At 53.0% G+C, this 26,763-nt stretch carries 24 protein-coding genes and 1 pseudogene; 13 read left to right on the top strand and 12 right to left on the bottom strand.

The genetic code is table 11. From position 1 onward, the window contains the following. Positions 1 to 4: 4 nt before the first annotated feature. The 10 genes from BFV64_RS12230 to pspA all read right to left on the bottom strand — a co-directional run bounded on the left by BFV64_RS12230 (position 5) and on the right by pspA (position 8,368). Positions 5 to 793 carry a 3-dehydro-D-guloside 4-epimerase gene (locus tag BFV64_RS12230; RefSeq protein ID WP_045135278.1) on the bottom strand — a complete coding sequence of 263 codons (789 nt, stop codon included), beginning with the start codon at positions 791 to 793 and terminating at the stop codon, positions 5 to 7. 17 nt (positions 794 to 810) lie between these two features. After that, complete coding sequence (locus BFV64_RS12235) at positions 811 to 1,863, bottom strand: D-guloside 3-dehydrogenase (protein ID WP_045135279.1); 1,053 nt, start codon at positions 1,861 to 1,863, stop codon at positions 811 to 813. 29 nt (positions 1,864 to 1,892) lie between these two features. Next, positions 1,893 to 2,735 carry a carbohydrate ABC transporter permease gene (locus tag BFV64_RS12240; RefSeq protein ID WP_014884056.1) on the bottom strand — a complete coding sequence of 281 codons (843 nt, stop codon included), beginning with the start codon at positions 2,733 to 2,735 and terminating at the stop codon, positions 1,893 to 1,895. After that, positions 2,722 to 3,603 carry a carbohydrate ABC transporter permease gene (locus BFV64_RS12245; RefSeq protein ID WP_014884057.1) on the bottom strand — a complete coding sequence of 294 codons (882 nt, stop codon included), beginning with the start codon at positions 3,601 to 3,603 and terminating at the stop codon, positions 2,722 to 2,724. The genes BFV64_RS12240 and BFV64_RS12245 overlap by 14 nt, the downstream gene beginning before the upstream one ends. 22 nt (positions 3,604 to 3,625) lie before the next feature. Next, positions 3,626 to 4,918 carry an ABC transporter substrate-binding protein gene (locus BFV64_RS12250; RefSeq protein WP_045135280.1) on the bottom strand — a complete coding sequence of 431 codons (1,293 nt, stop codon included), beginning with the start codon at positions 4,916 to 4,918 and terminating at the stop codon, positions 3,626 to 3,628. A 14-nt stretch (positions 4,919 to 4,932) separates the two neighbouring features. Then, the gene (locus BFV64_RS12255; protein WP_069602127.1) at positions 4,933 to 6,630 is read right to left on the bottom strand and encodes a sugar phosphorylase; all 1,698 of its coding nucleotides are present in this window, start codon (positions 6,628 to 6,630) and stop codon (positions 4,933 to 4,935) included. Positions 6,631 to 6,825: 195 nt separating this feature from the next. Further along, a complete protein-coding gene (gene pspD / locus BFV64_RS12260; protein WP_023338371.1) occupies positions 6,826 to 7,050 on the bottom strand; it encodes a phage shock protein PspD in 225 nt (74 codons plus the stop codon). Positions 7,051 to 7,062: 12 nt separating this feature from the next. Next, positions 7,063 to 7,422: an envelope stress response membrane protein PspC gene (gene pspC, locus BFV64_RS12265; protein ID WP_045135282.1), complete on the bottom strand. Its 360-nt coding sequence runs from the start codon at positions 7,420 to 7,422 to the stop codon at positions 7,063 to 7,065. After that, the gene (gene pspB, locus BFV64_RS12270) at positions 7,422 to 7,646 is read right to left on the bottom strand and encodes an envelope stress response membrane protein PspB (protein ID WP_014884062.1); all 225 of its coding nucleotides are present in this window, start codon (positions 7,644 to 7,646) and stop codon (positions 7,422 to 7,424) included. Before pspB ends, pspC begins: the two co-directional genes overlap by 1 nt. 53 nt (positions 7,647 to 7,699) lie before the next feature. Continuing rightward, complete coding sequence (pspA, locus tag BFV64_RS12275; protein WP_045135283.1) at positions 7,700 to 8,368, bottom strand: phage shock protein PspA; 669 nt, start codon at positions 8,366 to 8,368, stop codon at positions 7,700 to 7,702. Between the two features lie 167 nt (positions 8,369 to 8,535). Here pspA and pspF point away from each other — a divergent pair, with 167 nt between their 5' ends. The 7 genes from pspF (at position 8,536) to BFV64_RS12310 (ending at position 15,977) form a co-directional block, all read left to right on the top strand. Continuing rightward, positions 8,536 to 9,513: a phage shock protein operon transcriptional activator gene (pspF, locus tag BFV64_RS12280; protein ID WP_023330538.1), complete on the top strand. Its 978-nt coding sequence runs from the start codon at positions 8,536 to 8,538 to the stop codon at positions 9,511 to 9,513. Positions 9,514 to 9,601: 88 nt separating this feature from the next. Further along, positions 9,602 to 11,242: an ABC transporter substrate-binding protein SapA gene (sapA, locus tag BFV64_RS12285; protein WP_014884065.1), complete on the top strand. Its 1,641-nt coding sequence runs from the start codon at positions 9,602 to 9,604 to the stop codon at positions 11,240 to 11,242. After that, a complete protein-coding gene (gene sapB / locus BFV64_RS12290; protein WP_023337369.1) occupies positions 11,239 to 12,204 on the top strand; it encodes a putrescine export ABC transporter permease SapB in 966 nt (321 codons plus the stop codon). Before sapA ends, sapB begins: the two co-directional genes overlap by 4 nt. Beyond that, positions 12,191 to 13,081, top strand: coding sequence for a putrescine export ABC transporter permease SapC (gene sapC, locus BFV64_RS12295; RefSeq protein WP_045282171.1), 891 nt, complete (start codon positions 12,191 to 12,193; stop codon positions 13,079 to 13,081). Before sapB ends, sapC begins: the two co-directional genes overlap by 14 nt. Next, the gene (gene sapD, locus BFV64_RS12300) at positions 13,081 to 14,073 is read left to right on the top strand and encodes a putrescine export ABC transporter ATP-binding protein SapD (RefSeq protein ID WP_014884068.1); all 993 of its coding nucleotides are present in this window, start codon (positions 13,081 to 13,083) and stop codon (positions 14,071 to 14,073) included. Before sapC ends, sapD begins: the two co-directional genes overlap by 1 nt. A 1-nt stretch (position 14,074) precedes the next feature. Beyond that, on the top strand, positions 14,075 to 14,881 hold the full coding sequence (gene sapF / locus BFV64_RS12305; RefSeq protein ID WP_014884069.1) for a putrescine export ABC transporter ATP-binding protein SapF: 807 nt from the start codon (positions 14,075 to 14,077) through the stop codon (positions 14,879 to 14,881). 154 nt (positions 14,882 to 15,035) lie between these two features. After that, a complete protein-coding gene (locus BFV64_RS12310) occupies positions 15,036 to 15,977 on the top strand; it encodes an ATP-grasp fold amidoligase family protein (protein ID WP_023330539.1) in 942 nt (313 codons plus the stop codon). Here the strand turns inward: BFV64_RS12310 and BFV64_RS12315 are convergent. Then, positions 15,958 to 17,022, bottom strand: a complete 1,065-nt coding sequence (locus tag BFV64_RS12315) for an ATP-binding protein (protein WP_023330540.1) — start codon at positions 17,020 to 17,022, stop codon at positions 15,958 to 15,960. The genes BFV64_RS12310 and BFV64_RS12315 overlap by 20 nt on opposite strands. Beyond that, positions 17,019 to 17,723, bottom strand: a complete 705-nt coding sequence (locus BFV64_RS12320; protein ID WP_023330541.1) for a response regulator — start codon at positions 17,721 to 17,723, stop codon at positions 17,019 to 17,021. The genes BFV64_RS12315 and BFV64_RS12320 overlap by 4 nt, the downstream gene beginning before the upstream one ends. A 266-nt stretch (positions 17,724 to 17,989) precedes the next feature. Here BFV64_RS12320 and crrC point away from each other — a divergent pair, with 266 nt between their 5' ends. From crrC to BFV64_RS12350, 6 genes and pseudogenes are all read left to right on the top strand, one after another. Further along, positions 17,990 to 18,382, top strand: a complete 393-nt coding sequence (gene crrC, locus BFV64_RS12325; RefSeq protein WP_176261017.1) for a colistin resistant protein CrrC — start codon at positions 17,990 to 17,992, stop codon at positions 18,380 to 18,382. A 182-nt stretch (positions 18,383 to 18,564) separates the two neighbouring features. Continuing rightward, on the top strand, positions 18,565 to 19,428 hold the full coding sequence (locus BFV64_RS12330) for an ABC transporter six-transmembrane domain-containing protein (protein WP_023330542.1): 864 nt from the start codon (positions 18,565 to 18,567) through the stop codon (positions 19,426 to 19,428). Between the two features lie 4 nt (positions 19,429 to 19,432). After that, positions 19,433 to 22,537 carry a multidrug efflux RND transporter permease subunit gene (locus BFV64_RS12335; RefSeq protein ID WP_069602483.1) on the top strand — a complete coding sequence of 1,035 codons (3,105 nt, stop codon included), beginning with the start codon at positions 19,433 to 19,435 and terminating at the stop codon, positions 22,535 to 22,537. A gap of 250 nt (positions 22,538 to 22,787) precedes the next feature. After that, positions 22,788 to 23,576 carry an enoyl-ACP reductase FabI gene (gene fabI / locus BFV64_RS12340; RefSeq protein WP_003856831.1) on the top strand — a complete coding sequence of 263 codons (789 nt, stop codon included), beginning with the start codon at positions 22,788 to 22,790 and terminating at the stop codon, positions 23,574 to 23,576. A gap of 152 nt (positions 23,577 to 23,728) precedes the next feature. Continuing rightward, positions 23,729 to 24,715: pseudogene (locus BFV64_RS12345) on the top strand (CMD domain-containing protein). 88 nt (positions 24,716 to 24,803) lie between these two features. After that, positions 24,804 to 26,738, top strand: a complete 1,935-nt coding sequence (locus BFV64_RS12350) for an exoribonuclease II (protein ID WP_069602128.1) — start codon at positions 24,804 to 24,806, stop codon at positions 26,736 to 26,738. The last annotated feature ends 25 nt before the right edge of the window (positions 26,739 to 26,763 follow it).

Raw genomic sequence — 26,763 nt, forward strand, 5'->3', positions numbered from 1 at the left:
ATCCTTAGCATTCACGCAAATAAGTGAGTGAGTCCTGATAAGCCTGAGCCGGATTGTCGGCGCGAACGCGGCACTCATACACCACATAACCCTGGTAGTTATCGGCACGCAGCTGATCGAACAGGCTGGCGAAATCGAGGCTGCCGCTGCCCGGTTGATAGCGGTGGTTATCAGCAATATGCACATGCCCCAGCAGATCGCGGTTCTGATGCAGCGCATCCGTCAGCGAGTCTTCTTCAATGTTCATATGATAGAAATCACCGATGATCTGCACGTGCTTGAGATCGTTCTCTTCGATATAACGACGCGCGTCTGCCAGGGTATTGATCATATGATCCTGGTAGCGGTTCAGCGGTTCCAGGTAGACGGTCGTACCGGTGCGTGCAGCAACCTCATCCAGCCAGCGCAGCGACGCGCTTACCGCTTTGCGGTCGCCGTCCAGGCTGCGTGGGGAGGTCATTGGCGGCAAACGGAAGGTAAACATTCCCCAGGCCGCAGGCACGATAATGCCCTTTCCACCCACTTCAGCCAGGGCTTGCAGAATGCGTTCGATCTGCTGCAGCCCGTTGAGACGACGCTCTTCGATAAAGTCACCGATCCAGCCATCGTATCCGCCACATGCCGTCGTCACCGGCAGACCCGTGGCTTTGATAGCCGCTTTCACTTCGTCGAGGTTTTCGACCAGCAGTTTGCCGTCAATTTCGTAGCCATCAAAACCCATCGCTTTGATGTACTCGAACTTTTCCATGATGTTAGTTGGGAAAAAGGCCTGGTTTTGTGTTGCGATTTTCATGATTTGCTGTCCTTAGCTTAAAAAGTGACGCCCATTTTGATACTGAGTTCCGGATGCTGATCGACATACTTCATGTAGCTTTCCGGGCTGGTGGTGAAGGTCACGACCGGGTCAATCAGATCGTCACAGTTGAGATAACCGTTCATCAGCAATTCCCAGCAGGTCTCTTCGATACGCTTGCGGCTCCAGCGCGGGTAGTCTGGGTTGGGTTCGCTGCAGGCGCGGGAGAAAACAATCTTCGCGTTATTGAAGTGTGCTTCGCGGCCGAGGTTGAAACCCGCGGCAAATGGTTTAGCGAACGCAACGTAGGAGATGGTGCCGCCGTAGGCAAGTCCACGCAGCGCAGACTGCAGCGCATCCGCAAAACCGCTGGTCTCGATGATCACGTCCGCGCCCTGCTTGCCGGTCAGCTTTTTAATTTCCAGACCCACATCGGTACCGATTGGGTTCAGACAGTGATCTGCGCCATGACGGCGAGCGATCTCACAGCGGTGCTCGATAGGATCGACACCGATGACCACTGACGCACCGGCTTTTTTTGCCAGCTGAATGGCAATCTGTCCGATGGCACCCAGACCGACCACCACCACAAAGTCGCCTACACGGACATTGGCATCACGCACGCCGCTCATGGCGAACTGCGCCGGATCGTAGCAAACAGCGTTTTTCCAGGATGCGCCCTGCGGCATTTTGCGCAGCTTGTAGTTGTTAACCGCATTGACAATGACCGTCTCCTGCAGCGGACCATAGCAACAGACGCTGTCGCCTGGCCGGTATTCCGTTACGTCAGCACCGCATTCAATAATGTCGCCGACGATCATATTCCCCAGCTGGAACTTACCGAATTCGATTCCGCGCGCAGCGCCCTCTTCACGCGGCGTAAACATCTGCCACTCCGCGTTGAACTCTTCATCAATAAACGGGCTTGCCGCACGGAAATCCACAACTTCGGTACCGTGTTTTGGTGCACCAAAACGGGCACGAATTTTCACTTCATGTGCTTCCACAGCACGATCTTCATATTCCACGAGCGCCGCCACGCGAGGCGCTGTCGCAACTAACTTTTTCATAACTTGCTCCTGATAAAAAATTGGCCGCCTCAGCCCTTAACGCCACCGGCGGTCAAACCACTTTTAATAAAACGTTCAGAAAGTGCATACATGATGACCACCGGAAGCGCCGTCACCAGCGATGCCGCCATCATGCGACCCCAGATATAATCTGGTGTGCTAAAGAGCGTGTTCAGCCCGACCGGCAGCGTAAAGTTGCTGGCGCTGGACAGGAAAATGGAGGCAAACAGGTAGTCGTTCCATGCCACCATGAAGCAGTAAACAAACACCGACACGAGACCGGAAATCGCCAGCGGCACGGTAATGCGGAAGATGATTTGCAGGCGGTTCAGGCCATCCATCATCGCGGCCTCTTCTATTTCGTCCGGGATGGTGTCGAAATAGCTGCGCAGCATGAATACCGCCGTAGGCAATGTCTGGGTCACCATGGTGATGATCAGCGCCAGCTCCGTGTCATAAATGCCGAGCGCGGTGATGATCTTGAACAGCGGCACCACCAGCAAAATCCCGGAGAACATATAGACGGTGTAGAAGCTCGCATTGATCGTCGTGCGTCCTTTAAAACGCAGTTTGGACAAGGCGTAAGCCCCCAGCGTGCCGAGGAACACCGCAATCACCGACGAGGTCAGCGATACCACCATGCTGTTGCGGAAGTAATCCACAAACGGGAAGATCAGCGGGTTAAAGATGTCGACATAATGCTGAAGCGTCCACGCCTGCGGCAAAATGGTCGGGTGCAGCGATATAGCCTCTTTCGCGCTCTTAAACGACGTCATCAGCATCACGAAGAACGGGAACAGCGTGATGATCAGAAATACCGCCAGCCCCAGATAAAAACCAATACGGCTAAGTACGCGTTTATTTGTTGCCATTGAGGTTTACCCTTTTTCTGGTCAGCAGAATCACAGCGAAGATGATCACAAACAGCACCACAGAAATTGCTGCTGCTTTACCCAAATCATTGAATGCGAATGCGGTTTTATAGAGATAGACACCTAAAATATCGACCTTCGTGGTCAGCAGGTAGACATCCGCAAACATGTAGAACATCCAGATGGTTCGCAGCGTCACCACCGTAGCCAGCACTGGCATGATGGCGGGCAACGTCACGATACGAAAACGCTGCCAGGCGTTAGCCCCGTCCATCTCTGCGGCTTCGTACAACGATTTGTCGATGGTCTGCAAAATCGCCAGGAATGAAATGAAGGCGTACGGGAAGTAGCGCCAGATGGCGAACAGCACGACCAACACAAAGCTACTGCCGGGGTTGTCGAACCACAGCGGTGCCTGGTCATAAAGGTGCAGCAGATCAACGCCCAGGTAGTTCACAATGCCGTAGCCGTTGTTGAACATATATTTCCAGGCAAACACCAGGGAAATAGACGGCGTCACGTAGGATAAAATCACCAGTGAACGTGCCGTTTTGCGCATCCGAAATTCGCGATTAAAGAAGATCGCCACGGCCAGCCCCAGCCCGGTGCTGCCCATCACCACCAGCGCCGTGTACCAGAACGTCATCCACAGCGAGTGCCAGAATGCCGCATCACTGAGGATGCGAATGTAATTGTCCAGCCCAACAAACACAGCGCTAATGCGCGGGTTAAGCGGCAGTCGTAAGAAACTGATTTCAATATTGGAAATCATTGGCCAGGCCACCAGGCCCCCCAGCAAAATCAGGCTGGGGGCCAACAGCAGCATGGCGAAAGGCATATCTGATCGACCAGAAAACAACGTCTTCATAATTTCCTTCCGCAAAGCGCTCCTATCGTTGTGAAATCAGGTCAGCCAGTCGCTTCTGGCTATTGCTGAGCGTGGCGCTGAGATCTTGTTTACCCACCGTGACGTTATGCACCATGGAACTGATAATGCCGGACCCGGTGACATCGCCCATTCGGGTGAAGTTTTTGTCGCCCACTGCGCCAAACACCTGCACATTTGGGAACTGAGCAATCAGCTCATAAGGCAGTTGCCCAAACGCTTTAATGACCTCGTTGTTTTTCCAGGTATCCGTACCTACCACCAGCTTGTTCACCGGCAGCGCCGCACCAGGCGACATCATGACCCAGTCGGTTGCGTTTTGAGCCTGCTCCATCCACGTCACAAACTTTTCAGCCGCCTGCGTTTCACCTTCAGATTGCCCCGTGGTGATCGTCAGCGATGTGATCATGCCGTAGACTGCAGAGGTCTTTTCGGTAGGGACCACGAAGCCAAGATTGGCAGGGTTTCCATCCTGGAATACCGCAGGCAGGATGTAGGTGGAATAAACCGCCATCGGTGCGGAACCGTTCATGAAGGCATCTTTGATCTCCATGACGTCGTTCGAGCCCGGCATAGTGGTCGCGGCCAGCGCTTTATAAAAAGAGAGCGCTTTCGCCATCTCAGGGGTATCGATTTCGACGTTCCCGTTGACATCAAAAACGTTCGCGCCGCCGGAAAGTGCAAACTGGGAGAATGCCTGCTCGGTCATGACGCTTTCCGCGGTAGGCAGCGCAATGCCGTAATGTTTTTTGGCCGGGTCGTTAAGTTTCTCACTGGCCTTCAGCAGTTGTTCCCAGTTGTGGGGCTCCTCAATACCCGCAGCAGCCAGCACATCTTTGTGATACCAGACGCCGGACAGCCAGGCACTCATTGGCACGCCCGTCCAGGCGGTACCGTCTTCGGTACGGACTACGCGCAGGATCCCGTCATAGAAGGTGTTTTCGCCTACCGCTTTAATGGCTTCGCCAATCGCTTTGCGATCCAGCAGCTGTTCCTTATCCATGACTTTTGCGTAATCATGGCTGACTTCAATCACCTCAGGCAGCGCCCCGGTTCTCGCGAGCGTAATCACCTTGGTGTTGTAGGCGTCTTCTTCCACCGGCACCTGTTTCACCGTGATGCCAGGGTTCTCTTTTTCAAATTTCTCGATCAGTTTCGTAATAACCGCCTGACGCTCCTGCTCTACTGAAGAGTGCATAAACTCAATGGTCACAGCAGACGCTTTATCATCCTTACAGCCTGATAACAGGGCGCACGAAACCAGTGCTGATAACAGCACAATTTTGGGCATTTTCATTTAAGGGTCCTTTTTTAGTTTTCTTTAATCCACATAACCTGCCATGGATTGAGGGTCAGTTCCGTACCGTCAATAGCCTGTCCTGATAGCAATTCCACACCGGAAAGCGCTTCCTCATAAACGGTATGAACATTATGACTAAAATTAAATAGCGCGGTAATTCTTTCACCATTCTCAGCCACGCGAACAATTTTAAGAATCTGTTCATCAAGTGATTCAAACATTGCCTGAGCATCAGGATGAAATGCGCGTTCCCCACGACGAATAGCAATAAGCTCGCTTAAACGGGAATAGATTTTATGACGAATGCTTTGTTTATTATTGAGCTCAAGGTCAACCTGACCGGCGGTGTATTTCTTGCGGTTTATCGCGCGGTTATAACCGAGGCGTTCAACGCCTTCATAATCGTTACGCGAGCCAAGAATGCTTTGAATATAAACGGCAGGTACGCCCGGGAAACTCAGCAGTACAGCATGCGCCAGAATAAACCGCGCAATACGTTCATCATCCGGGCTGTCTTGCGAGCTTAATGCGTCCAGATAGGTCACATTGATTTCGTAAGGACTGCGCGTTCCGTCAGGATTATTTTTCCAGTTAACCAGCGCCCCTTCCTGCTGAAGTTTTTCAACCAGTGACAGTATTTCTGACTCCGGAAGAATGCCGCGTAACGGGTTCAGGCCGATACCGTCATGAGACGCCAGGAAGTTGAACCAGGTCGTTTTTGTTGAAGGCAGCGCCAGCGACCCCGCCCACTGGCAAAGCGCTTTTACATCCTGACGATGAACAGCATGCAGCACCAGCGGTGGCAAGGAGAACTGATAGACCATCTGGGCTTCATTTTCACCATCACCGAAGTACGAGATATTGTCTTTATGCGGGACGTTTGTCTCGGTAATGATCACCGTGCCGGGTGCCACAGCGTCGGTAATCGCACGGAAAAGCTGGATAAGGCAGTGTGTCTGCTCAAGATGGATGCAGCTGGTTCCTGGAATCTTCCACATAAACCCAACGGCGTCGAGGCGAATGTAACGCGCCCCTTCCGCCAGGTAATGGAGCAGTACGTCAACCATCGCAATCAGTACCTGAGGCGAGGCGAAGTTGAGATCGATCTGGTCATCACTGAACGTGGTCCAAAGATGACGCACGCTTCCATCATGCAGCTTAAATGGCGTCAGCAGCGGTAATGCGCGAGGGCGCGTCACGGCAGATAAATCAGTTTCAGGATCGACAGAAATAAAGAAATCGTCAAAGCCCGGCTTCTTCGCAAGATAATTAGCAAACCATTCACTTTTTGCTGACATATGGTTGCACACGAAGTCAAACATTAAGCTGGCAGACTGTTTTAATTCAGCAACATCCTGCCAGCTTCCGGTTTCAGGCGCGACGCTGTGGTAATCAATAACGGAAAATCCGTCATCAGAGGACCACGGATAAAAAGGTAAAAGATGGACATGGGAAAACGTGCGGGCAAGCCATTCATTATAAAAGCAGGTAAACACTGGCAACGCTTTCTCCCCTTTCGCGGAGAACTGGTCGGCGTAAGTAATCAGGACAACATCTTTTTCATCCCAGCCTGATTTGCGCTTTTCTGTAATATCAATAGCGGCTTGCTCAAGCTTTGATAATAACACGTCTAAATGTGCGTTAGAAAATGATTCACCGTAGATATGATTGATAAGTTTTTTAATTTTTGCGTTCACTTTATTTTCCATGGTAGCGGTCCCACGAAGGGCAATCTACTCCCATGAAAAATATCTGTCAACGAAGCGGGAGGCTGAAAAACGCAATTCCAAAGCGGCTCTGCTCAGTATTGTGAGCTGCCGCAAAGAAAGCACATTAAAGGGAGGGAAATGTTTGAGCTGGCGCCAGCCCCTCACAGGGAAAGTGGGGGCTGACGCGCGTGTGAATTAGCGGGATAAGTAACGGCGCGATAGCCGTTTTGCCACTTTTTGCAGCATTGGTTCGAGCGCTACGGCCAGCAACATTCTGACCGGCTTACGGGCAACAGATTTGATCGCCCAACCCGCCACACCTGCCGGGCCGTAACGTAATGCCGTCATCAGAACCAGCTTACCTGCGATTTTCAGGCCGGGTTTTACCTTCTGACCGGCCTGTTGCCAGTTTTGCTTCATATAAATTCTCTCTTAAAGCTGACGAAAACGACTTCTCAGCGTAAAGGTATCCGACGTCACATAACGTTCCATTTCACGCAACCGCTTCTCCCCTGCGGCCAGTTGCTCGTCAACCGCGTTCAGAAGATCGTTACTGGTTGGCGCACTTTCTGCGACCAGTTCCCCGTCGGGCATGGGATCAAGGACAAATGACAGAACGATGTATGCCACGAACGTGATAAACGCCAGACCGAAGAAAATAGACAGTACCGTCACCACACGAACCAGTTTTACCGGAACGTCAAGATAGTGTGCCAGCCCGGCACAAACGCCACGCACCATCCCCTGCTGTGGGATTCGCCACAACTTTTTGTTCAGATTCAGTCCGGTCATTAACGATCCCTCCAGTTTGGATGTTCTGCATCCAGGATCGCTTCCAGCGCCTGAATGCGGTCACGCATCTTATTCGCCTGTTCGGTAAGCTGCGCAAGGCGTTGCTGTTCACTCTGGGAAAGATCGCCTTGTGAAGAACGGTTGCTGTAGTGCAGCCATAGCCAAATCGGCAAAACAAACAGCACGAAAATCGTCAGGGGAATGGCCAGAAAAAGCGCGCTCATGTGTACTCCTTGTCTTAGGATGCATAGCGGCACGCTCAGGTGCCGCAACAGTATTATTGGTTATCTTGCTTCATTTTGGCTTTCAATGCCGCCAGCTGCTCGCTGATTTCATCGTCCGCTTTCAGGTCGGCAAACTGTTGATCCAGTGAATTTTGCTTCCCGATGCTGTGGCTTTCTGCTTCCGCTTCCATCTGATCGATGCGACGCTCAAAAGACTCAAATCGCGCCATGGCCTCATCCAGCTTGCCGCTGTCCAGCTGACGGCGTACGTCGCGGGAAGAGCTGGCCGCCTGATGACGCAGCGACAGCGCCTGCTGACGTGCGCGGGTTTCGCTCAGTTTATTTTCGAGCTCACCAATCTCTTTTTTCATGCGGGTGAGCGTGTCATCCACCAGCGTCACTTCATGCTCAAGCGTCGCGACCATGTCCGTCAGCTTCTGTTTTTCAATCAGCGCCGCACGAGCCAGATCTTCTTTATCTTTACGCAGGGCGAGTTCCGCTTTTTCCTGCCATTCATTGAGCTGGGCGGTAGCCTGCTCAATCCGGCGCGTTAACTGTTTTTTCTCAGCAAGCGCGCGAGCAGAGGTAGAACGCACTTCAACCAGCGTGTCTTCCATCTCCTGAATCATCAGACGCACCAGCTTCTGCGGGTCTTCCGCCTTTTCCAGCAGTGAGTTGATGTTGGCGTTCACGATGTCGGCAAAACGAGAAAAAATACCCATAATAAAAATCCTCTTATTTCTGTGGTCGGGCAATGCCCTGCTGTTGAGATAATACAATTCCCGTGCCAGTTTTTTATCCTATTGATTTTGCTTGATGTGTTTGATTTATACGCAATGAAGAACTATGCTGACCTGGTGAATATCGCTAAGGAGTGGTTAATTTCATCATGGCTGGATACAAAGACAATTTACTCGGGGAAGCAAACAGCTTTCTGGAGGTGCTGGAACAGGTGTCCCGCCTTGCACCGCTCAACAAGCCGGTGCTGATTATCGGCGAGCGCGGCACGGGTAAGGAACTGATTGCCAACCGCCTGCACTATTTATCCGGACGCTGGGACGGCCCCTTTATCTCGTTAAACTGCGCGGCGCTGAATGAAAACCTGCTCGATACAGAGCTTTTCGGCCACGAAGCAGGCGCCTTTACCGGCGCCCAGAAGCGCCATCCGGGACGGTTTGAGCGCGCCGACGGCGGTACGCTGTTTCTTGATGAACTCGCCACCGCGCCCATGCTGGTCCAGGAAAAACTGCTGCGCGTCATTGAGTATGGCGAACTGGAGCGCGTCGGCGGTAGCCAGCCGCTACAGGTTAACGTGCGTCTGGTGTGCGCCACCAACGCCAATCTGCCGGAGAGGGTCGCGGAGGAGAAATTCAGGGCCGATCTGCTTGACCGCCTGGCCTTTGACGTTGTTCAGCTTCCCCCCCTGCGCGAGCGAAGAAGTGATATTATGCTGCTCGCAGACCAGTTTGCGATTCAGATGTGCCGCGAGCTCGGCCTGCCTCTGTTCCCCGGCTTCAGCGATTATGCAAAGGAGACACTACTGGCCTATCACTGGCCGGGAAATATTCGCGAACTGAAAAACGTCGTGGAGCGCTCTGTCTACCGCCACGGCAGCAGCGAGGCGGAACTGGATAACATCATTATCGATCCTTTTCAGCGTCATGCGCCGCCGGTCACCGCCCCCTCATCGTCTGACCACGCCCCCGCCCTCCCTCTTGATTTACGTCAGTTCCAGCACGACCAGGAACAACAATTGCTGGAGCAAAGCCTGAAGACGGCGAAATATAACCAGAAACGGGCGGCTGAACTCCTGGGTCTGACCTACCATCAGTTACGGGCATTGCTCAAAAAGCATCAAATGCGCTGACAATATCGGCACTTACCCGCAGACATTTTTACGAAGCAGGCGTAAGTGCGATACACTTTGCAGATCGAACCTAAAAACCTTAAAAATTATGCGTCTGGTTTTATCGTCCTTTTTTGCACTCGGTCTGTTCAGCAGCATGGCTTTTGCCGCGCCGGGGCAGACTTCGCAGCCTGACATCCGTGACAGTGGCTTCGTCTATTGCGTGAGCGGCCAGGTGGATACCTTCAACCCGCAAAAAGCGGGCAGCGGCCTGATTGTCGATACGCTTGCCGCGCAATTGTATGACCGTCTGCTTGATGTCGACCCGTACACCTACCGTCTGGTCCCTGAGCTTGCGGAAAGCTGGGAAGTGCTGGACAACGGTGCCACCTACCGCTTCCACCTGCGCAATGATGTCGCGTTTCAGCGCACGCCCTGGTTTACCCCCACGCGCAAGCTGAATGCGGACGATGTGGTCTTTACCTTCCAGCGGATCTTTAATCGCAATCATCCGTGGCATAACGTCAATGGAGATCATTTCCCTTACTTCGACAGTCTGCAGTTTGCCGACACGGTTAAGAGCGTACGTAAGCTGGATAACCGAACGGTTGAATTTACGCTAACGCGCCCGGATGCCTCCTTCCTCTGGCATCTGGCGACCCACTATGCGTCCGTCATGTCTGCTGAATATGCGTCGCAGCTTGCGAAAAAAGATCGCCAGGAGTTGCTCGATCGCCAGCCGGTGGGCACCGGTCCGTTCCAGCTGGCGGAATACCGTGCGGGGCAATATATACGCCTGCAGCGTCATGAACATTTCTGGCGCGGCACGCCGCTGATGCCGCAGGTGGTGGTTGACCTCGGCTCTGGCGGAACGGGACGTCTCTCAAAACTGCTCACCGGGGAATGTGACGTGCTCGCCTGGCCTGCCGCCAGCCAGCTCACGATTTTGCGCGACGATCCGCGTCTGCGTCTGACGCTACGCCCGGGAATGAACATCGCTTATCTGGCCTTTAACACGGATAAGCCGCCGTTGAACAACCCTGCCGTCCGTCATGCCCTGGCGCTGGCGATTAACAACCAGCGTCTGATGCAGTCGATCTACTACGGCACGGCGGAAACCGCGGCCTCTATTTTACCGCGCGCCTCGTGGGCCTACGACGGTGAAGCTAAAATTACGGAATACAATCCGGCAAAAGCACGCGAACAACTGAAAGCGCTGGGCGCGGAAAACCTCACCCTCCAGCTTTGGGTGCCGACCAGTTCCCAGGCGTGGAACCCGAGCCCGCTGAAAACGGCCGAACTGTTGCAGGCAGATATGGCACAGGTGGGCGTCAAGGTGATCATCGTGCCGGTTGAAGGCCGTTTCCAGGAGGCGCGCCTGATGGATATGAATCACGATCTCACGCTGACCGGCTGGGCTACCGACAGTAACGACCCGGACAGTTTTTTCCGGCCGCTGCTGAGCTGTGCGGCGATCAACTCGCAGACCAACTACGCTCACTGGTGTAACCGGGAGTTTGACGCCGTGCTGCAAAAAGCGCTCTCTTCCCAACAGCTGGCCTCACGCATCGATGCTTATGATGAAGCGCAGAAAATCCTCGCCGAGGAGTTGCCCGTGCTGCCGCTGGCCTCTTCCCTGCGTCTCCAGGCCTATCGCTATGATATTAAAGGTCTGGTGCTGAGTCCGTTCGGCAATGCCTCGTTCGCGGGCGTCTCGCGCGAAAAAGAACAAGAGGTGAAAAAACCATGATTATTTTTACCTTACGCCGACTCCTGCTGCTGCTGGTGACGCTCTTTCTGCTGACCTTTGTCGGTTTCAGCCTGAGCTATTTTACGCCGCACGCCCCGCTTCAGGGCTCATCGTTGTGGGATGCCTGGCTGTTCTGGTTTAACGGTCTGCTGCACTGGGATTTCGGGGTGTCCAGCATCAACGGGCAGCTTATCTCCGACCAGTTGAAAGAGGTTTTTCCGGCCACGATGGAGCTGTGCATTCTGGCCTTCGGTTTTGCCCTGATGGTGGGGATCCCCGTGGGTATGCTGGCCGGGATCTATCGCAACAAATGGCAGGATAAGTTCATCAGCGCCCTCGCCCTGTTAGGCTTCTCCATCCCGGTATTCTGGCTGGCGCTGCTGTTAACGCTCTTCTTCTCGCTGACAATGGGCTGGCTACCGGTCTCGGGGCGTTTCGACCTGCTCTACACGGTGAAAACGGTGACGGGTTTTGCCATTATTGACGCCTGGCTGTCCGATTCAGTGTGGCGTCATGAGATGATCGTCAGCGCCGTGCGCCATATGGTGTTGCCGGTACTGACGCTGGCCGTCGCCCCGACCACGGAAGTAATTCGCCTGATGCGCCTGAGCACCATCGAGGTGTTTGACCAGAATTATGTCAAAGCCGCCGCCACGCGGGGTTTGTCACGCCTGACCATCCTGCGCCGCAACGTTCTTCATAACGCGCTACCGCCGGTGATTCCGCGTCTGGGGCTGCAGTTCTCCACCATGCTCACTCTGGCGATGATCACCGAGATGGTCTTTAGCTGGCCAGGGCTGGGACGATGGATGATCAACGCGATTCGCCAGCAGGACTACGCCGCTATTTCAGCGGGTGTGATGGTGATTGGTTCGCTGGTGATTATTGTTAACGTGTTGTCCGATATTTTGGGTGCGATGGCTAACCCGTTGAAGCATAAGGAATGGTATGCCTTACGATAACGTATACAGTGAAAAGCGCACACCCGGTGCGCTGCGTACCGTGTGGCGTAAGTTCTATGGTGACACCACGGCGATGATCGGCCTTTATGGCTGCGCCGGGCTGGTATTACTCTGCCTCTTTGGCTCGTGGTTTGCCCCGTATGGCATTGACCAGCAGTTCCTCGGCTATCAGCTTCTGCCGCCTTCCTGGTCACGCTACGGCGAAGTCTCTTTCTTCCTCGGCACTGACGACCTCGGACGTGACGTATTGAGTCGCCTGTTAAGCGGCGCTGCTCCGACGGTGGGTGGCGCATTTGTGGTCACGCTTGCGGCGACAGTCTTTGGACTGGCGCTCGGTATTTTTGCGGGATCCACGCATGGCCTGCGTTCGGCGGTACTGAACCACATTCTGGACACCCTGCTGTCGATTCCGTCTCTGCTGCTGGCGATCATTGTGGTTGCTTTTGCCGGACCGCATCTGTCGCATGCGATGTTTGCCGTCTGGCTGGCAATCCTGCCCCGCATCGTGCGTTCGGTTTACAGCATGGTGCATGACGAGCTGGAAAAAGAGTATGTCGTCGCCGCCCGTCTGGACGGCGCGACCACCTTCAACATCCTGTGGTTTGCCGTTCTGCCGAATATCGCCGCCGGGCTGGTCACCGAGATCACCCGTGCGCTGTCGATGGCGATTCTCGATATTGCTGCGCTCGGCTTCCTCGACCTTGGCGCCCAGTTGCCGTCACCTGAATGGGGCGCAATGCTCGGTGACGCGCTGGAGTTAATCTACGTTGCACCGTGGACAGTGATGCTGCCGGGGGCGGCGATTATGGTGAGCGTGTTGCTGATCAACCTGCTGGGCGACGGTATTCGCCGTGCAATTAACGCGGGGGTGCAATAATGCCACTTCTTGATATCCGCAACCTCACCATCGAATTCAAAACCGGTGAAGGCTGGGTTAAGGCCGTCGATCGCATCAGTATCACGCTTGCTGAGGGTGAAATTCGCGGGCTGGTGGGTGAATCTGGCTCAGGGAAAAGCCTGATCGCCAAAGCTATCTGCGGCGTGGCGAAAGACAACTGGCGCGTGACCGCCGATCGTATGCGCTTCGACGACATTGACCTGCTGCGCCTCTCCCCGCGCGAGCGGCGTAAGCTGGTTGGTCACAACGTCTCGATGATCTTCCAGGAGCCGCAATCCTGTCTCGATCCGTCCGAGCGCGTGGGTAAACAGCTCATGCAGAACATCCCCGGCTGGACCTATAAAGGCCGCTGGTGGCAGCGTTTCGGCTGGCGTAAACGTCGCGCCATCGAACTGTTGCACCGCGTCGGGATCAAAGATCATAAAGACGCGATGCGCAGCTTCCCGTATGAGCTTACCGACGGTGAATGTCAGAAGGTGATGATTGCTATCGCGCTGGCTAATCAGCCGCGCTTGCTGATTGCGGATGAACCCACCAACGCGATGGAGCCGACCACACAGGCGCAAATTTTCCGCCTGCTGTCACGTCTGAACCAGAACAACAACACCACCATTTTGCTGATCAGCCATGACCTGCAGATGTTAAGCAAATGGGCGGACAAAATTGATGTTATGTACTGCGGGCAAACGGTCGAAACCGCCCCCAGCGAAGACCTGATCAACGCCCCGCATCATCCGTATACGCAGGCGCTTATCCGGGCTATTCCTGATTTTGGCAGCGCCATGCCGCACAAGAGCCGCCTGAATACCTTGCCAGGGGCGATTCCGCTGCTGGAATCCTTGCCGATAGGCTGCCGTCTTGGGCCTCGTTGCCCGTATGCTCAGCGTAAATGTATTGAGACACCACGCCTGACCGGCGCTAAAAATCATCTTTACGCCTGTCATTTCCCGCTGAACATGGAGAGAGAGTGAAATGGTCGAAACCTTACTGGAAGTCCGCAACCTGAGTAAGACCTTTCGCTATCGTACGGGGCTGTTTCATCGTCAGACTGTCGAGGCGGTAAAGCCGCTAAGTTTTACCCTGCGTGAAAAACAGACGCTGGCGATTATTGGCGAAAACGGTTCCGGGAAATCGACGCTGGCGAAGATGCTTGCTGGCATGGTAGAGCCTACCGCTGGAGAAGTGTTGATTGACGATCATCCTCTGGCGTTTGGGGATTACTCTTTCCGCAGCCAGCGTATCCGCATGATCTTCCAGGATCCGTCAACCTCGCTCAATCCTCGCCAGCGTATTTCGCAGATTCTGGATTTTCCTCTGCGTTTGAACACCGAGCTGGAGCCCGAGGCGCGACGAAAGCGCGTCTTTGAAACCCTGCGCATGGTGGGACTGTTACCGGATCACGAAAGCTACTATCCGCATATGCTGGCCCCCGGCCAAAAACAGCGCCTGGGTCTGGCGCGCGCATTGATTTTGCGCCCGAAGGTAATCATTGCCGACGAAGCGCTTGCCTCGCTGGATATGTCGATGCGTTCGCAACTGATTAACCTGATGCTGGAGTTGCAGGAAAAACAAGGTATCTCCTATATCTACGTTACCCAACATCTCGGAATGATGAAGCACATCAGCGACCAGGTGATGGTGATGCACCAGGGGGAAGTTGTCGAACGTGGCAGCACGGCGGATGTCATGGCCTCTCCGCTTCATGAGCTGACGAAACGACTGATTGCCGGTCATTTCGGTGAAGCGCTGACCGCCGATGCGTGGAGAAAGGACCGCTAAGCACAACGGTAACCCCCCCGCTAAATCAAGGATTAAATAACCTGCGTACGTTATTTAATCCTTTTAATTTTCGTCTCCATCCTTGCTCCATATTTTTCGCAATATCCATCAACAGTTCTTCTCCAGAATATCAGGACATTACGGAGGAGAAAAAATGATCACCGCCACTTATGTTCTAAAATACACAGAGTATCTCATCAGAAAATGTCGTTCATTTTTAATGACGGACCTGCACTTCCATACTGTGAGGCTCAGGAGAACAACCGGGAAAACCCCTGACATTAAATCACCCTCGACGTTGAGTGAAAAAATATGCCATCGTCTGGTCTATGACCATAATAACGTCTATACAATGCTTGCCGATAAACTCGCCGTTCGGGAATACGTTTCTTCCAGAACTACGCGCGTGAAAACGGTGCCATTACTTGGTGTTTATACCAGGGCGTCGCAAATTGATTTTTCAGTACTTCCTGACAAATTCGTCCTTAAGTGCAACCATGACAGTGGTAGCACAATAATATGTACCGACAAAGCGCACTTTAATGACAGGGAAGCCTGTAAAAAACTGAGCCTCGCGTTAAAGAAAAATCTGTACTACACCACACGCGAATGGCAGTACAAAAACATTACGCCGAGTATACTTTGCGAGCCATTTGTCGATCTCTTCGACGATGCTGACAGGAATACAACGCCCGAAATGTTGAGGATCCATTGCTTTCATGGCGTTGCCCACTATGTTGAAGCGGATTTTACGGATGATAACGGGAAAGGGTTTATCAACGTTTATGACAGGCACTGGAACTTACAACCTTTCCAGATGGAATATCCGAATACTTCAGCAGATCCTGGCGAACCGCTTTTATTCCGAGAAGCATTGTTGGCCTCCCAGGAGCTGGCGCAGGGAATTGATTACTGCCGCGTTGATCTTATGCTAAAAAAAGATGAAATCTATTTCAGTGAAATAACCCTAAGCCCGAGACGCGGTAAACTGACGATTACCCCACAGGAATGGGATGCTAAGCTAGGACAAATATGGCATTTATCGCCAGCAAGCACATTTAATCTGCCGCTGAAACTCACGGGTCGGGCCAGGTGAGTTTAAATATTGAGTGGTTTTGCTTTGATAAGGTATAAGTGACATCGCCACCATGGGCCAGCATGATGGCTTTTACCACAGATAAGCCTAAACCACACCCTTCGGGATTCAATGCCCTGGCGCCATTATCCCGCTGAAAAGGCTGAAATAAAAAATCGTGGAAGGCCTCAGGGATGCCCGGTCCGCCATCCTGAATAAGAATATAATTGCCTTTATCAGACACGCCATTTTTGACAATGAGCGTCCGCGAGGTTGAATAGTGTAATGCGTTGTCAAACAGAACGGCCAGACACTGGTTGATACGCAACGGATCGAACACACAACGCTGCTCCCTCAACGCTGTCTTTATCGTAAACTGATTACGTTTAAATTCGGGCATGAACGTATCAAGCGCGTCCTGTATTGTCCCGTTGAGATCCGTTCTGGATTTAGACAACGTATAACCCGCCCCACCGTCAGAGCTGACAACCCGTAGATCTTCAATCAGGCGGGTTAACCCTTCGGTCTGCCTGAGAAGATTATTAAAAAGCACCGGATCCGGTTCAAAAACGCCGTCTACCAGACCCTGAAGTCGTCCGCGTAAAATCGTGACCGGGGTTCTGAGTTCATGGGCAATGGCGGCATTCCAGGATTTACGCTGCATATCCAGCGTCTGCAGTTTTTCCGCCATTTCATTGAAATCCATGACCAGGTGATTGATCTCTCCCAGCCTGGAACTGGCACAATAAGCCCGGGCATCCAGTTGGCCCTGCGAAATTTTTTTCAGGCTGGACGCGACCGCGTTTAGCGGGGTGAGTATCCGCGAGGAAAGTTTGATCGTTAAAAAAACCGCGAATATCAGACTGATTGTTGTTGCTGTCCCGATCCACACCCAGTCCCACAGGGTCATCTGCTCGTCTTCCCCCGCCGCAGCGCCGCCGGGGAGGTGATCCAGAATAAAGGAGTAAAAAAACCAGGAACCCAGTATTGAAATGGCAATGATCGTAAACGTCAGCAACATCATGTACGTTAAGATCTGACGACTCAGGACAGACTCTCTGTTCATTTTTTTTCTCCAAGCCGGTAACCCATGCCCCTGATGCTCTCAGGGACGCCGTAAAGCCCCGCGAGCTCAAGTTTTTTACGCAGCTTGCTCATATGGCTATCTACTGTTCTGTCGAGGGTATCACCTTCCGGAAGACATGCGTTGAGTAACTCTTCGCGGGAGCAGACCTTTCGCGGATATCTGACCAGATACTTAAGAAGCTTAAATTCCGTCGTCGTTAACACCGGGGAGATCACCTCAGGTCCCACGGTAACCTCAACGTAGAAATCATCCGGATAGACCGTAATAAAAGGCGTCCTGAGAGGCGCGGCCCCCGCCTGCTGAATAGCGGGTTTGGTTCTGCGCAGCACCGCTTCAACCCGCGCGACAACTTCAGAAGGGTTAAAAGGCTTGATAACGTAATCATCCGCGCCAAGCCTCAGCCCCATGAGTTTATCTACATCCTGATCGAGGGCAGAAACCATAATGACGGGCACGGAACTTTCCTGACGAAGCGTCGTGAGGACGCTCCAGCCGTCGCATACGGGCAGATGAATGTCCAGCAAGATGAGATCCGGTTTATGAAGGCGATTAAGCGCTATCGCCTGCTCGCCCTGTCTGGCCCTCAGCGTTTTCATCCCTGAACGCTCTAAGTAACTCATCAGTATTTCAGCAATGTCGTCTTCATCTTCAACAACAAGGATTAGAGTATTTTTGTTCATTTTATCTCCGCGGGTGAAATCCCTTTGAGCACGCTATCAGATATCTTTAGCACAATAAGACACAGCCTCCGGGAAAAAGTGCCGTAGCCATGAAAATTTCCAGCACTAATTTAAATGTCCGGCCATGCCTCCACACAGCCTACACATTCAGTCAATAAAGACTCGACAATGCCTGGCCAGAATAGCTATTCGGGCAGAACCCTTCTTTCATAGAACGGTGAGAATTAACCCTGTCGCTTTAAGGCTTTATGAATCTGGCTGAGATAATGAGCATGGAATTTTCGAAATATTTCTCTACTAAGAAAATCGGTATATATACGCTGTTCCTGCTGCTGTCGTGGGGATTACTCTATACCTGGCTGGTGTTGATGCATAAAATGGATGAAAAAGTTGCCGCGACGCTGCCCTCCTCTCCCATTATTTATGGTTGCATCGCTTTGTCGGTTGTCTCTCTGATAATACAAAACAAAGCAGGTGCATTCACTGAATTACTTGTCATCGCCTTCTGGCTAATGGTGATTTTTATATATCTCATAATTACGTTCACTGTGCTGCTGAACGCTACGCCAGATTTCGACGATTTGGTGTTTTACTACGAGTGTTATTTAATTCTTTTTTTCTGCGGTTCGCCGTTGTACCTCATTATGAGAATGATTTGAACAACCGCACGGTTGCGCTCCACACTCTCTCCATAAAACTGCCATTTCCGCTAAACAGGCGAGTTGTAGACTTCCTGCCAACCCTTATTGCTCAAAATACACTCACTTAAAGAGTCTGAAACCTGTTACCCAGAATGAATAACCTTAATAACAATCGTCGTTCTCCAGATACAGCTGGCGTTATGTACTCACTTAAAAAACTCGCGGTACGTCACCGGAAAAAACTGGTTGTGACTTTTTTCCTTGTCGTGGCTGAAAACGTGATGTTTTTACTGTATCCCGTTCTGGCAGGCATCGCGATTAATGCCATTCTTGCGGGTAAGACACTTAACGCCGCACTGTACGGACTGATGGTGCTCTGTATGTGGATCATAGGTGCGACAAGACGGAGTGTTGATACGCGAACGTTTGCTCGTATTTATGCCGGGCTTGCGGTCTCCGTTGTGCTTTCACAGCGGAAATACCAGCTTAACCATTCGGCTATCGCCGCCAGGGTCACACTCTCGCGCGAGTATGTGGATTTCTTTGAAATGCACTTGCCCCTGCTTATTACCTCGCTGAGTTCTCTCTTTGGTGCGGCAATCATGCTGTTATTTATCGAATTCTGGGCCGGCATCATGTGCTGTGCAATCGTCATCATTCTGATGGGATTTGTCTCGGAATATGCCCGTAAAAATGAATGGTTATTCATGCGCCTGAATAATCGTCTTGAGAAGGAAGTTGATTATGTTCATAAGGCAGGCACCGCCACCCTTCACCGCCATTACGTCACGCTTGCACGTTTACGCATTGCGTTATCGGACCGGGAGGCGTGGGGCTATTTATGGGTGGGTATACTCGTTGCCCTGCTTTTTACGCTGACCATTATCTGGATGACGCAATCGGCTGGCATCACCGCCGGACATATTTATTCCGTGATGACATACATGTGGATGTTCGCGACAAGTCTCGATGACGCCCCGCAGCTTCTTGAGAAATTTTCTCAGCTCAGGGATATCGGTAAACGCGTATCAGCCGATGACGAAATTCACGTATCTGGACGTTAATTTAATGCCTCATTTTTTTATTGAACGCCCCGTATTCGCCTGGGTAGTGGCGCTTTTTATTGTCCTGACGGGTGTCCTGTCTATACCCCGGTTGCCGGTTGCGCAGTATCCGGCGGTGGCACCGCCGGGGATCATTATTTCTGTCACTTATCCGGGGGCCAGCCCCGATATCATGAATACGTCCGTGGTGTCGCTCATCGAGCGTGAAATATCGGGCGTGGATAATTTGCTCTATTTCGAATCATCCAGCGACACAACCGGTTCTGCATCTATTACCGTGACCTTTAAGCCCGGCACAGATATTAAGCTGGCACAGATGGATCTTCAGAACCAGATCAAGATTGTAGAGCCACGTTTGCCGCAGGCGGTCAGGCAAAATGGCATCAACGTCGAGGCGGCCAATTCCGGATTTTTAATGATGGTGGGGTTGAAGTCCACAACCGGCAAATTTGAAGAGGCGGATTTAAGCGATTATTTTGCCCGCAACGTCAGCGACGAACTACGCCGTGTGCCGGGAGTCGGAAAAGTCCAGCTGTTTGGTGGCGAAAAAGCGCTGCGCATCTGGCTGGATCCCATGCAGCTGCACAGTTACGGGCTTTCGGTGAGCGATGTTCTTACCGCTGTAGGTCAGCAAAATGCCCTTGTTTCGCCGGGGAAAACGGGAGACGAACCGGAAACTGCAGGACAAGGCGTAACCTATCCCATCACAGTGAAAGGGCAACTCACTTCTGTAGAGGCTTTCAGAAACATTACCCTTAAAGCAGATGCGTCTGGCGCAAGGCTGAAACTGTCCGACGTTGCGCGGATTGAGTCTGGCCTGCAAAGTTACGCTTTCGGTATCCGCGAAAATGGGGTGCCGGCAACAGCTGCGGCAATCCAGTTGTCGCCAGGCGCCAATGCGATGAGCACGGCGTCAGGCGTACGTGCACGTATCGACGAACTTTCTCAGGTGTTGCCGGAAGGAATGGCGTTTACGGTTCCCTTCGATACCGCACCGTTTGTAAAGCTGTCCATCATGAAGGTGGTGCAAACCTTTGTGGAAGCGATGGTCCTTGTCTTTCTCGTTATGCTGCTGTTTTTACATAAGATACGCTGTACGCTTATCCCCGCGATTGTGGCCCCCGTCGCGCTGCTGGGCACCTTCACAGTGATGCTATTGAGTGGATACTCGATCAATATTCTGACCATGTTCGGCATGGTGCTGGCGATAGGGATTATCGTGGATGACGCCATTGTGGTCGTGGAGAACGTTGAACGGCTGATGGAAGAAAAAAACCTTTCTCCGCGCGACGCTACCCGGGAGGCCATGGCCGAAATCACCCCGGCAATTATCGGGATCACGCTGGTACTTACCGCTGTCTTTATACCCATGGGTTTTGCTGATGGGTCCGTAGGCATTATTTATCGACAATTTTGTATTTCCATGGCGGTATCCATACTGTTGTCGGCATTTCTTGCCCTCACGCTGACTCCCGCGCTTTGTGCGACGTTGCTTAAGCCCCACAGAGCGCAAAAACACGGTGGCGGCAGGTTCGCGGTAGGCTTTAACGCCCGTTTTCATACCCTGACGACATGGTACGAATCCGGCCTGGGCGCGGTTCTGAAACGAACCGGCCGAATGCTGCTTCTGTATGTTGCGCTTTGTGCTGCGCTATTTTTTGGATTGTCTTCGCTGCCCTCATCCTTTCTGCCGGACGAAGATCAGGGCTATTTTATGTCCTCTATTCAGCTTCCCTCTGATGCCACAATGCAGCGCACCCTGAAAGTAGTAAAAACATTTGAACAGGAAATTGCGACCCGACCGGATATTGAAAGCAACATTATGATCCTGGGTTTTGGGTTTTCAGGATCAGGACCGAATTCGGCCATGGCATTCACCACGCTGAAGGACTGGAAAGAAAGGCACGGCTCTACAGCCGAGGATGAAGCCGACCATATGCAGGCCAGTATGGCAAACGTCTCTGATGCCGTAACGATGAGCCTGCTCCCGCCTGCCATTTCGGATATGGGCACCTCGTCGGGCTTCACCTGGTACGTGCAGGACAGAGCGGGACTGGGCTACGAGGCGTTAAAGCAGGCGGCCGATGCGCTGGTGCTGAAAGCGAATCAACGTCCTGAACTGAGTGGCGTGTATATCGACGGCCTGCCGGAAGGCACTAGCCTGGCGCTTCAGATTGACCGGGAAAAAGCGGAAGCTCTGGGCGTCTCATTTGATGAAATCAACCAGACGCTCTCCGTCACCATGGGTTCAAACTACGTTAATGACTACACGAACAATGGGCGTGTTCAGCAGGTGATTATCCAGGCCGATGCGCCTTACCGAATGCAACCTGAGCAGATCCTGAAATTATCCGTTAAAAACCGCCAGGGGCAGAGGGTGCCAGTGTCAACGTTTGCGACGCTCTCCTGGAACGTTGCACCGCAGCAACTAACGCGTTATCAGGGGTATTCTGCTATCCGCATTACCGGCAGTGCGGCCACCGGTGAATCCAGCGGTACCGCAATGAAAGTTATGGAGAATTTGTCCAGGGATTTACCTCAGGGCTTGGCGGGAGAATGGGCCGGGAGCTCATTGCAGGAAATAAAATCCCAGTCGCAGCTCCCGGGTCTGATCGTCCTGTCGATTCTGGTGGTGTTTATGGTGCTCGCTGCCCTGTATGAGAGCTGGTCAATACCTTTTGCCGTCATGCTGGTGGTGCCATTGGGACTGATCGGTGCAGTCATGGCCGTGTCTGTTGCCGGCATGACGAATGATGTTTTCTTCAAGGTCGGCCTTATCACCCTGATAGGCCTGTCTGCCAAGAACGCCATATTGATTGTGGAGTTTGCCAGACAGTTGCATCGTGAAGGGAACCCTCTGGTGGCGGCAACGATACAGGCCGCAAGCCAGCGCCTGCGCCCTATTCTGATGACATCGTTAGCCTTTACGTTGGGAGTGGTTCCCTTAATGCTGGCCAGTGGCGCAAGTGACAGCACACAACACGCCATCGGCACCGGTGTCTTTGGCGGCATGATTAGCGGTACGCTTCTCGCGATCTTCTTCGTCCCGGTTTTCTTTATTGTCATCGCGCGTTTCATAGAAAGCGCCAGGAAAGGGTCACTATCGTGAGGGATCGCCCATCCACGCTGGTTGGATGAGGCGAAGCTGCTGCCGGGTGATATACTGGACAAATGCTGAAATTTTGAACCCACGCCTCACCTTCTGGGGCATTCGTCTTTGGCGATCGGCGAGAAATATCGTGACACAAGGGGCTGTGAGTGGGCTATAATTTCGAGCTAATTTCGAATGATTTTGAAATACTGCCTGTAACGCTATGAATTACAAGGCAAAATAAGCAATGAATATAAGGATTAAAGCTATGGGTTTTCTTTCCGGTAAGCGCATTCTGGTGACTGGCGTTGCCAGCAAACTGTCCATCGCATACGGCATCGCACAGGCAATGCATCGTGAAGGCGCTGAGCTGGCGTTCACCTACCAGAACGACAAGCTGAAAGGCCGTGTTGAAGAGTTTGCCGCGCAGCTGGGTTCCAGCATCGTTCTGGAATGTGACGTTGCACAAGATGAAAGCATCGATGGCATGTTTGCTGAGCTGGCAAAAGCATGGCCGAAATTCGACGGTTTCGTTCACTCCATCGGCTTCGCGCCTGGCGACCAGCTGGACGGTGACTATGTGAACGCGGTTACCCGTGATGGCTTTAAAATCGCTCACGACATCAGCTCCTACAGCTTCGTTGCGATGGCTAAATCTTGCCGCGCGATGCTGAACCCGGGCGCAGCGCTGTTGACCCTGTCCTACCTGGGCGCGGAACGTGCTATCCCTAACTACAACGTGATGGGTCTGGCTAAAGCGTCTCTGGAAGCCAACGTACGCTATATGGCGAACGCAATGGGTCCTGAAGGTGTGCGTGTTAACGCCATCTCCGCGGGTCCTATCCGCACCCTGGCGGCGTCCGGCATCAAAGATTTCCGTAAAATGCTGGCGCACTGCGAAGCGGTTACCCCGATTCGTCGTACTGTTACCATTGAAGATGTGGGTAACTCTGCTGCATTCCTGTGCTCTGACCTGTCCGCGGGTATCTCCGGTGAAGTGGTTCACGTTGACGGCGGCTTCAACATCGCTGCAATGAACGAGCTGGAAATTAAATAAGCTCAGACTCTCTTCCCGCACGGGAAGAGAGTTTTCCCCCGCACCATCCCCTCGTTATTCCGTTCTGCTATTTGTTATCACCTAACAATATTTTTCCCTTTATCTGCGTTACGCCAGGATATTGATCGCCATTTTGAGATCAAGGAACGCCCATGGAACAACGCCGTTTTTCCGGCAAAGGCCACTGGTATCACGAAACCCAGTCAAACCACGCGCAGTCGGATGCGCTGCCCCTGATGCCCGAAGCCGCTAACGTCGACGATCGTTTTTTGCTCGATTTAGCCCTGCCCGATGAGATTGTCGCCGCCTGTACCGGCTGGCTTGCCCCTGCCAGAGCCTTATGCCATCAGCTGTTTCCCCTCTCACTTCCCGTCAATCGTCTGCGAACGCTCAGCGCCTATGACCGGTTAAGTACCGCGTTGACGGTTGCGCAGGCCTGTGGCGTTCAGCGGCTATGCAACCATTACGCCGCCCTTCTTGCTCCGCTGCCGGGTCCTGACTCCTCCCGCGAAAGTAACCGGCGGCTGGCGCAAATCACGCAGTATGCCCGTCAGCTCGCCAGCTCACCGGATGTCATTGATGACAAGGCGCGAAACCAGCTTGATGAGGTGGGTCTCTCTACCTATGACATTGTGGTGATTAACCAGATCATCGGCTTTATCGGTTTTCAGGCGCGCGTGGTTGCGGTCTTTCAGGCTCTGCTTGGCCATCCCGTTCGCTGGTTGCCGGGCCATCATATTCAGCCGCACACCCTGCCAGCGTGCGCCGGTAGGTGGATAGCGCTTCTTCCCGTGGTCGAGCTTCGCTATGCGAGTGCGCATCAGCTTGAGTCCCTCTCCCGCTGGCAGGCAGAACCTGCGCTTGAGGCGCTGACACCCGTCCTGTGCCATGAACCGACCTTGCTCGACCTGACGGGAGAGATCCTGATAAACAGCCGGGAAGAGAGTGCGCTTTCCCCGCCGTCGCTTTTGGCAGCAGTCGACTTGCTGACACGCTCGCCGGACCGCTTTAGTGCCGCGTAGTTTACCCCACTCATGGAAGAAGGACTGACTGTCGCCCAGGCGATCAACCGCCTGTCTCAAAGCGCGTTTGAGGGTTGGCTTAATCGACTAAAACTCGCGGCTGGCAAAGCGGAATAACCACACGCATTCCCCAAAGACCGCTTGCTGTAGAAGTGAGAATCGCGTAAAACTGTCAACCGCTCAATGGCTACGAAAATAGAACATTATGTTTCAGGACAACCCGCTGCTAGCGCAGCTTAAACAGCAACTGCATTCCCAGACGCCGCGTGCAGAAGGGGTCGTGAAAGCCACGGAAAAGGGCTTTGGCTTCCTTGAAGTTGACGCGCAGAAAAGCTACTTCATTCCGCCACCGCAGATGAAGAAAGTGATGCATGGCGATCGCGTCATGGCCGTCATTCATACAGAGAAGGAACGTGAATCCGCTGAGCCGGAAGAACTGATTGAACCGTTCCTGACCCGCTTTGTCGGTAAGGTACAGCGAAAAGACGATCGTCTTTCTATCGTGCCGGATCATCCCCTGTTGAAAGATGCCATTCCCTGCCGGGCCGCCCGCGGCGTTGAGCATGATTTTAAAGAAGGTGACTGGGCCGTAGCAGAAATGCGCCGTCATCCTCTGAAAGGCGACCGTGGTTTCTATGCAGAACTGACGCAGTTCATCACCTTTGGCGATGACCATTTCGTCCCGTGGTGGGTCACGCTGGCACGCCATAATCTTGAAAAAGAAGCGCCGAACGGCGTAGCGACTGAAATGCAGGACGAAGGTTTGACGCGCCGCGATCTCACTGCGCTGGAATTTGTCACCATCGACAGCGCCAGCACAGAAGATATGGACGATGCGCTCTACGCTGAAGAGAGCGCCGATGGCAAACTGCATCTGACCGTCGCCATTGCCGATCCTACCGCCTGGATTGCACAAGGCAGTAAACTGGACGAAACGGCCAAAATCCGTGCGTTTACCAACTACCTGCCAGGCTTTAACATCCCGATGCTGCCGCGCGAACTGTCAGACGATCTCTGCTCGCTGCGCCCAAATGAAGTGCGCCCGGCTCTCGCCTGCCGCATGACCATCGCCGAGGATGGGACGATTGAAGACGATATCGAATTCTTTGCCGCCACCATCGAATCCAAAGCCAAGCTGGCCTATGACAATGTCTCTGACTGGCTGGAAAACACCGGCAACTGGAAACCTGAATCTGATGCCATTGCGGCGCAGATTCGTCTGCTGCACCGTATTTGCCTGAAGCGTGGCGAATGGCGTACAACCCACGCCCTGGTGTTCAAAGATCGTCCGGACTACCGTTTTGTTCTCGGTGAGAAAGGCGAAGTGCTGGATATCGTGGCCGAGCCGCGACGCATTGCTAACCGCATCGTCGAAGAAGCGATGATTTCCGCCAACATTTGCGCCGCACGCGTGCTGCGCGACAAGCTGGGCTTTGGAATTTACAACGTTCACACCGGATTCGATCCGGCCAATACCGAAGCGCTGGCGGCCCTGCTGAAGAATCACGATGTGCATGTTGATCCGGAAGAAGTCCTGACGCTGCCAGGATTCTGCAAGCTTCGCCGCGAGCTGGACGCACAGCCATCCGGTTTCCTTGATAGCCGTATTCGCCGCTTCCAGTCCTTCGCTGAAATCAGCACCGAACCAGGCCCGCACTTCGGCCTCGGTCTGGAAGCTTACGCCACCTGGACATCCCCAATTCGTAAATATGGCGACATGGTTAACCACCGTCTGCTGAAAGCGATTATCAAAGGCGAAACGATTGCACGCCCTCAGGACGACACGACCGTGCAGATGGCAGAACGTCGCCGTCTGAACCGCATGGCGGAACGTGACGTTGGAGACTGGCTGTACGCGCGTTTCCTGCAGGATAAAGCCGGAACCGACACCCGCTTCGCTGCGGAGATTATTGATATCAGCCGCGGCGGGATGCGTGTCCGTCTGGTGGATAACGGTGCTGTCGCCTTTATCCCTGCCCCATTCCTGCATGCCGTTCGTGACGAACTGGTCTGTAGCCAGGAAAGTGGCACCGTGCAGATTAAAGGTGAAACAGTTTACAAAGTCACTGAGGTGATTGACGTAACTATCGCTGAAGTCCGCATGGATACCCGCAGTATTATCGCGCGACCAGCTGTCTGATAACCCGCTAAATTGTCGGCCATTT

This window comes from Enterobacter kobei (assembly GCF_001729765.1).
GTDB lineage: Bacteria > Pseudomonadota > Gammaproteobacteria > Enterobacterales > Enterobacteriaceae > Enterobacter > Enterobacter kobei.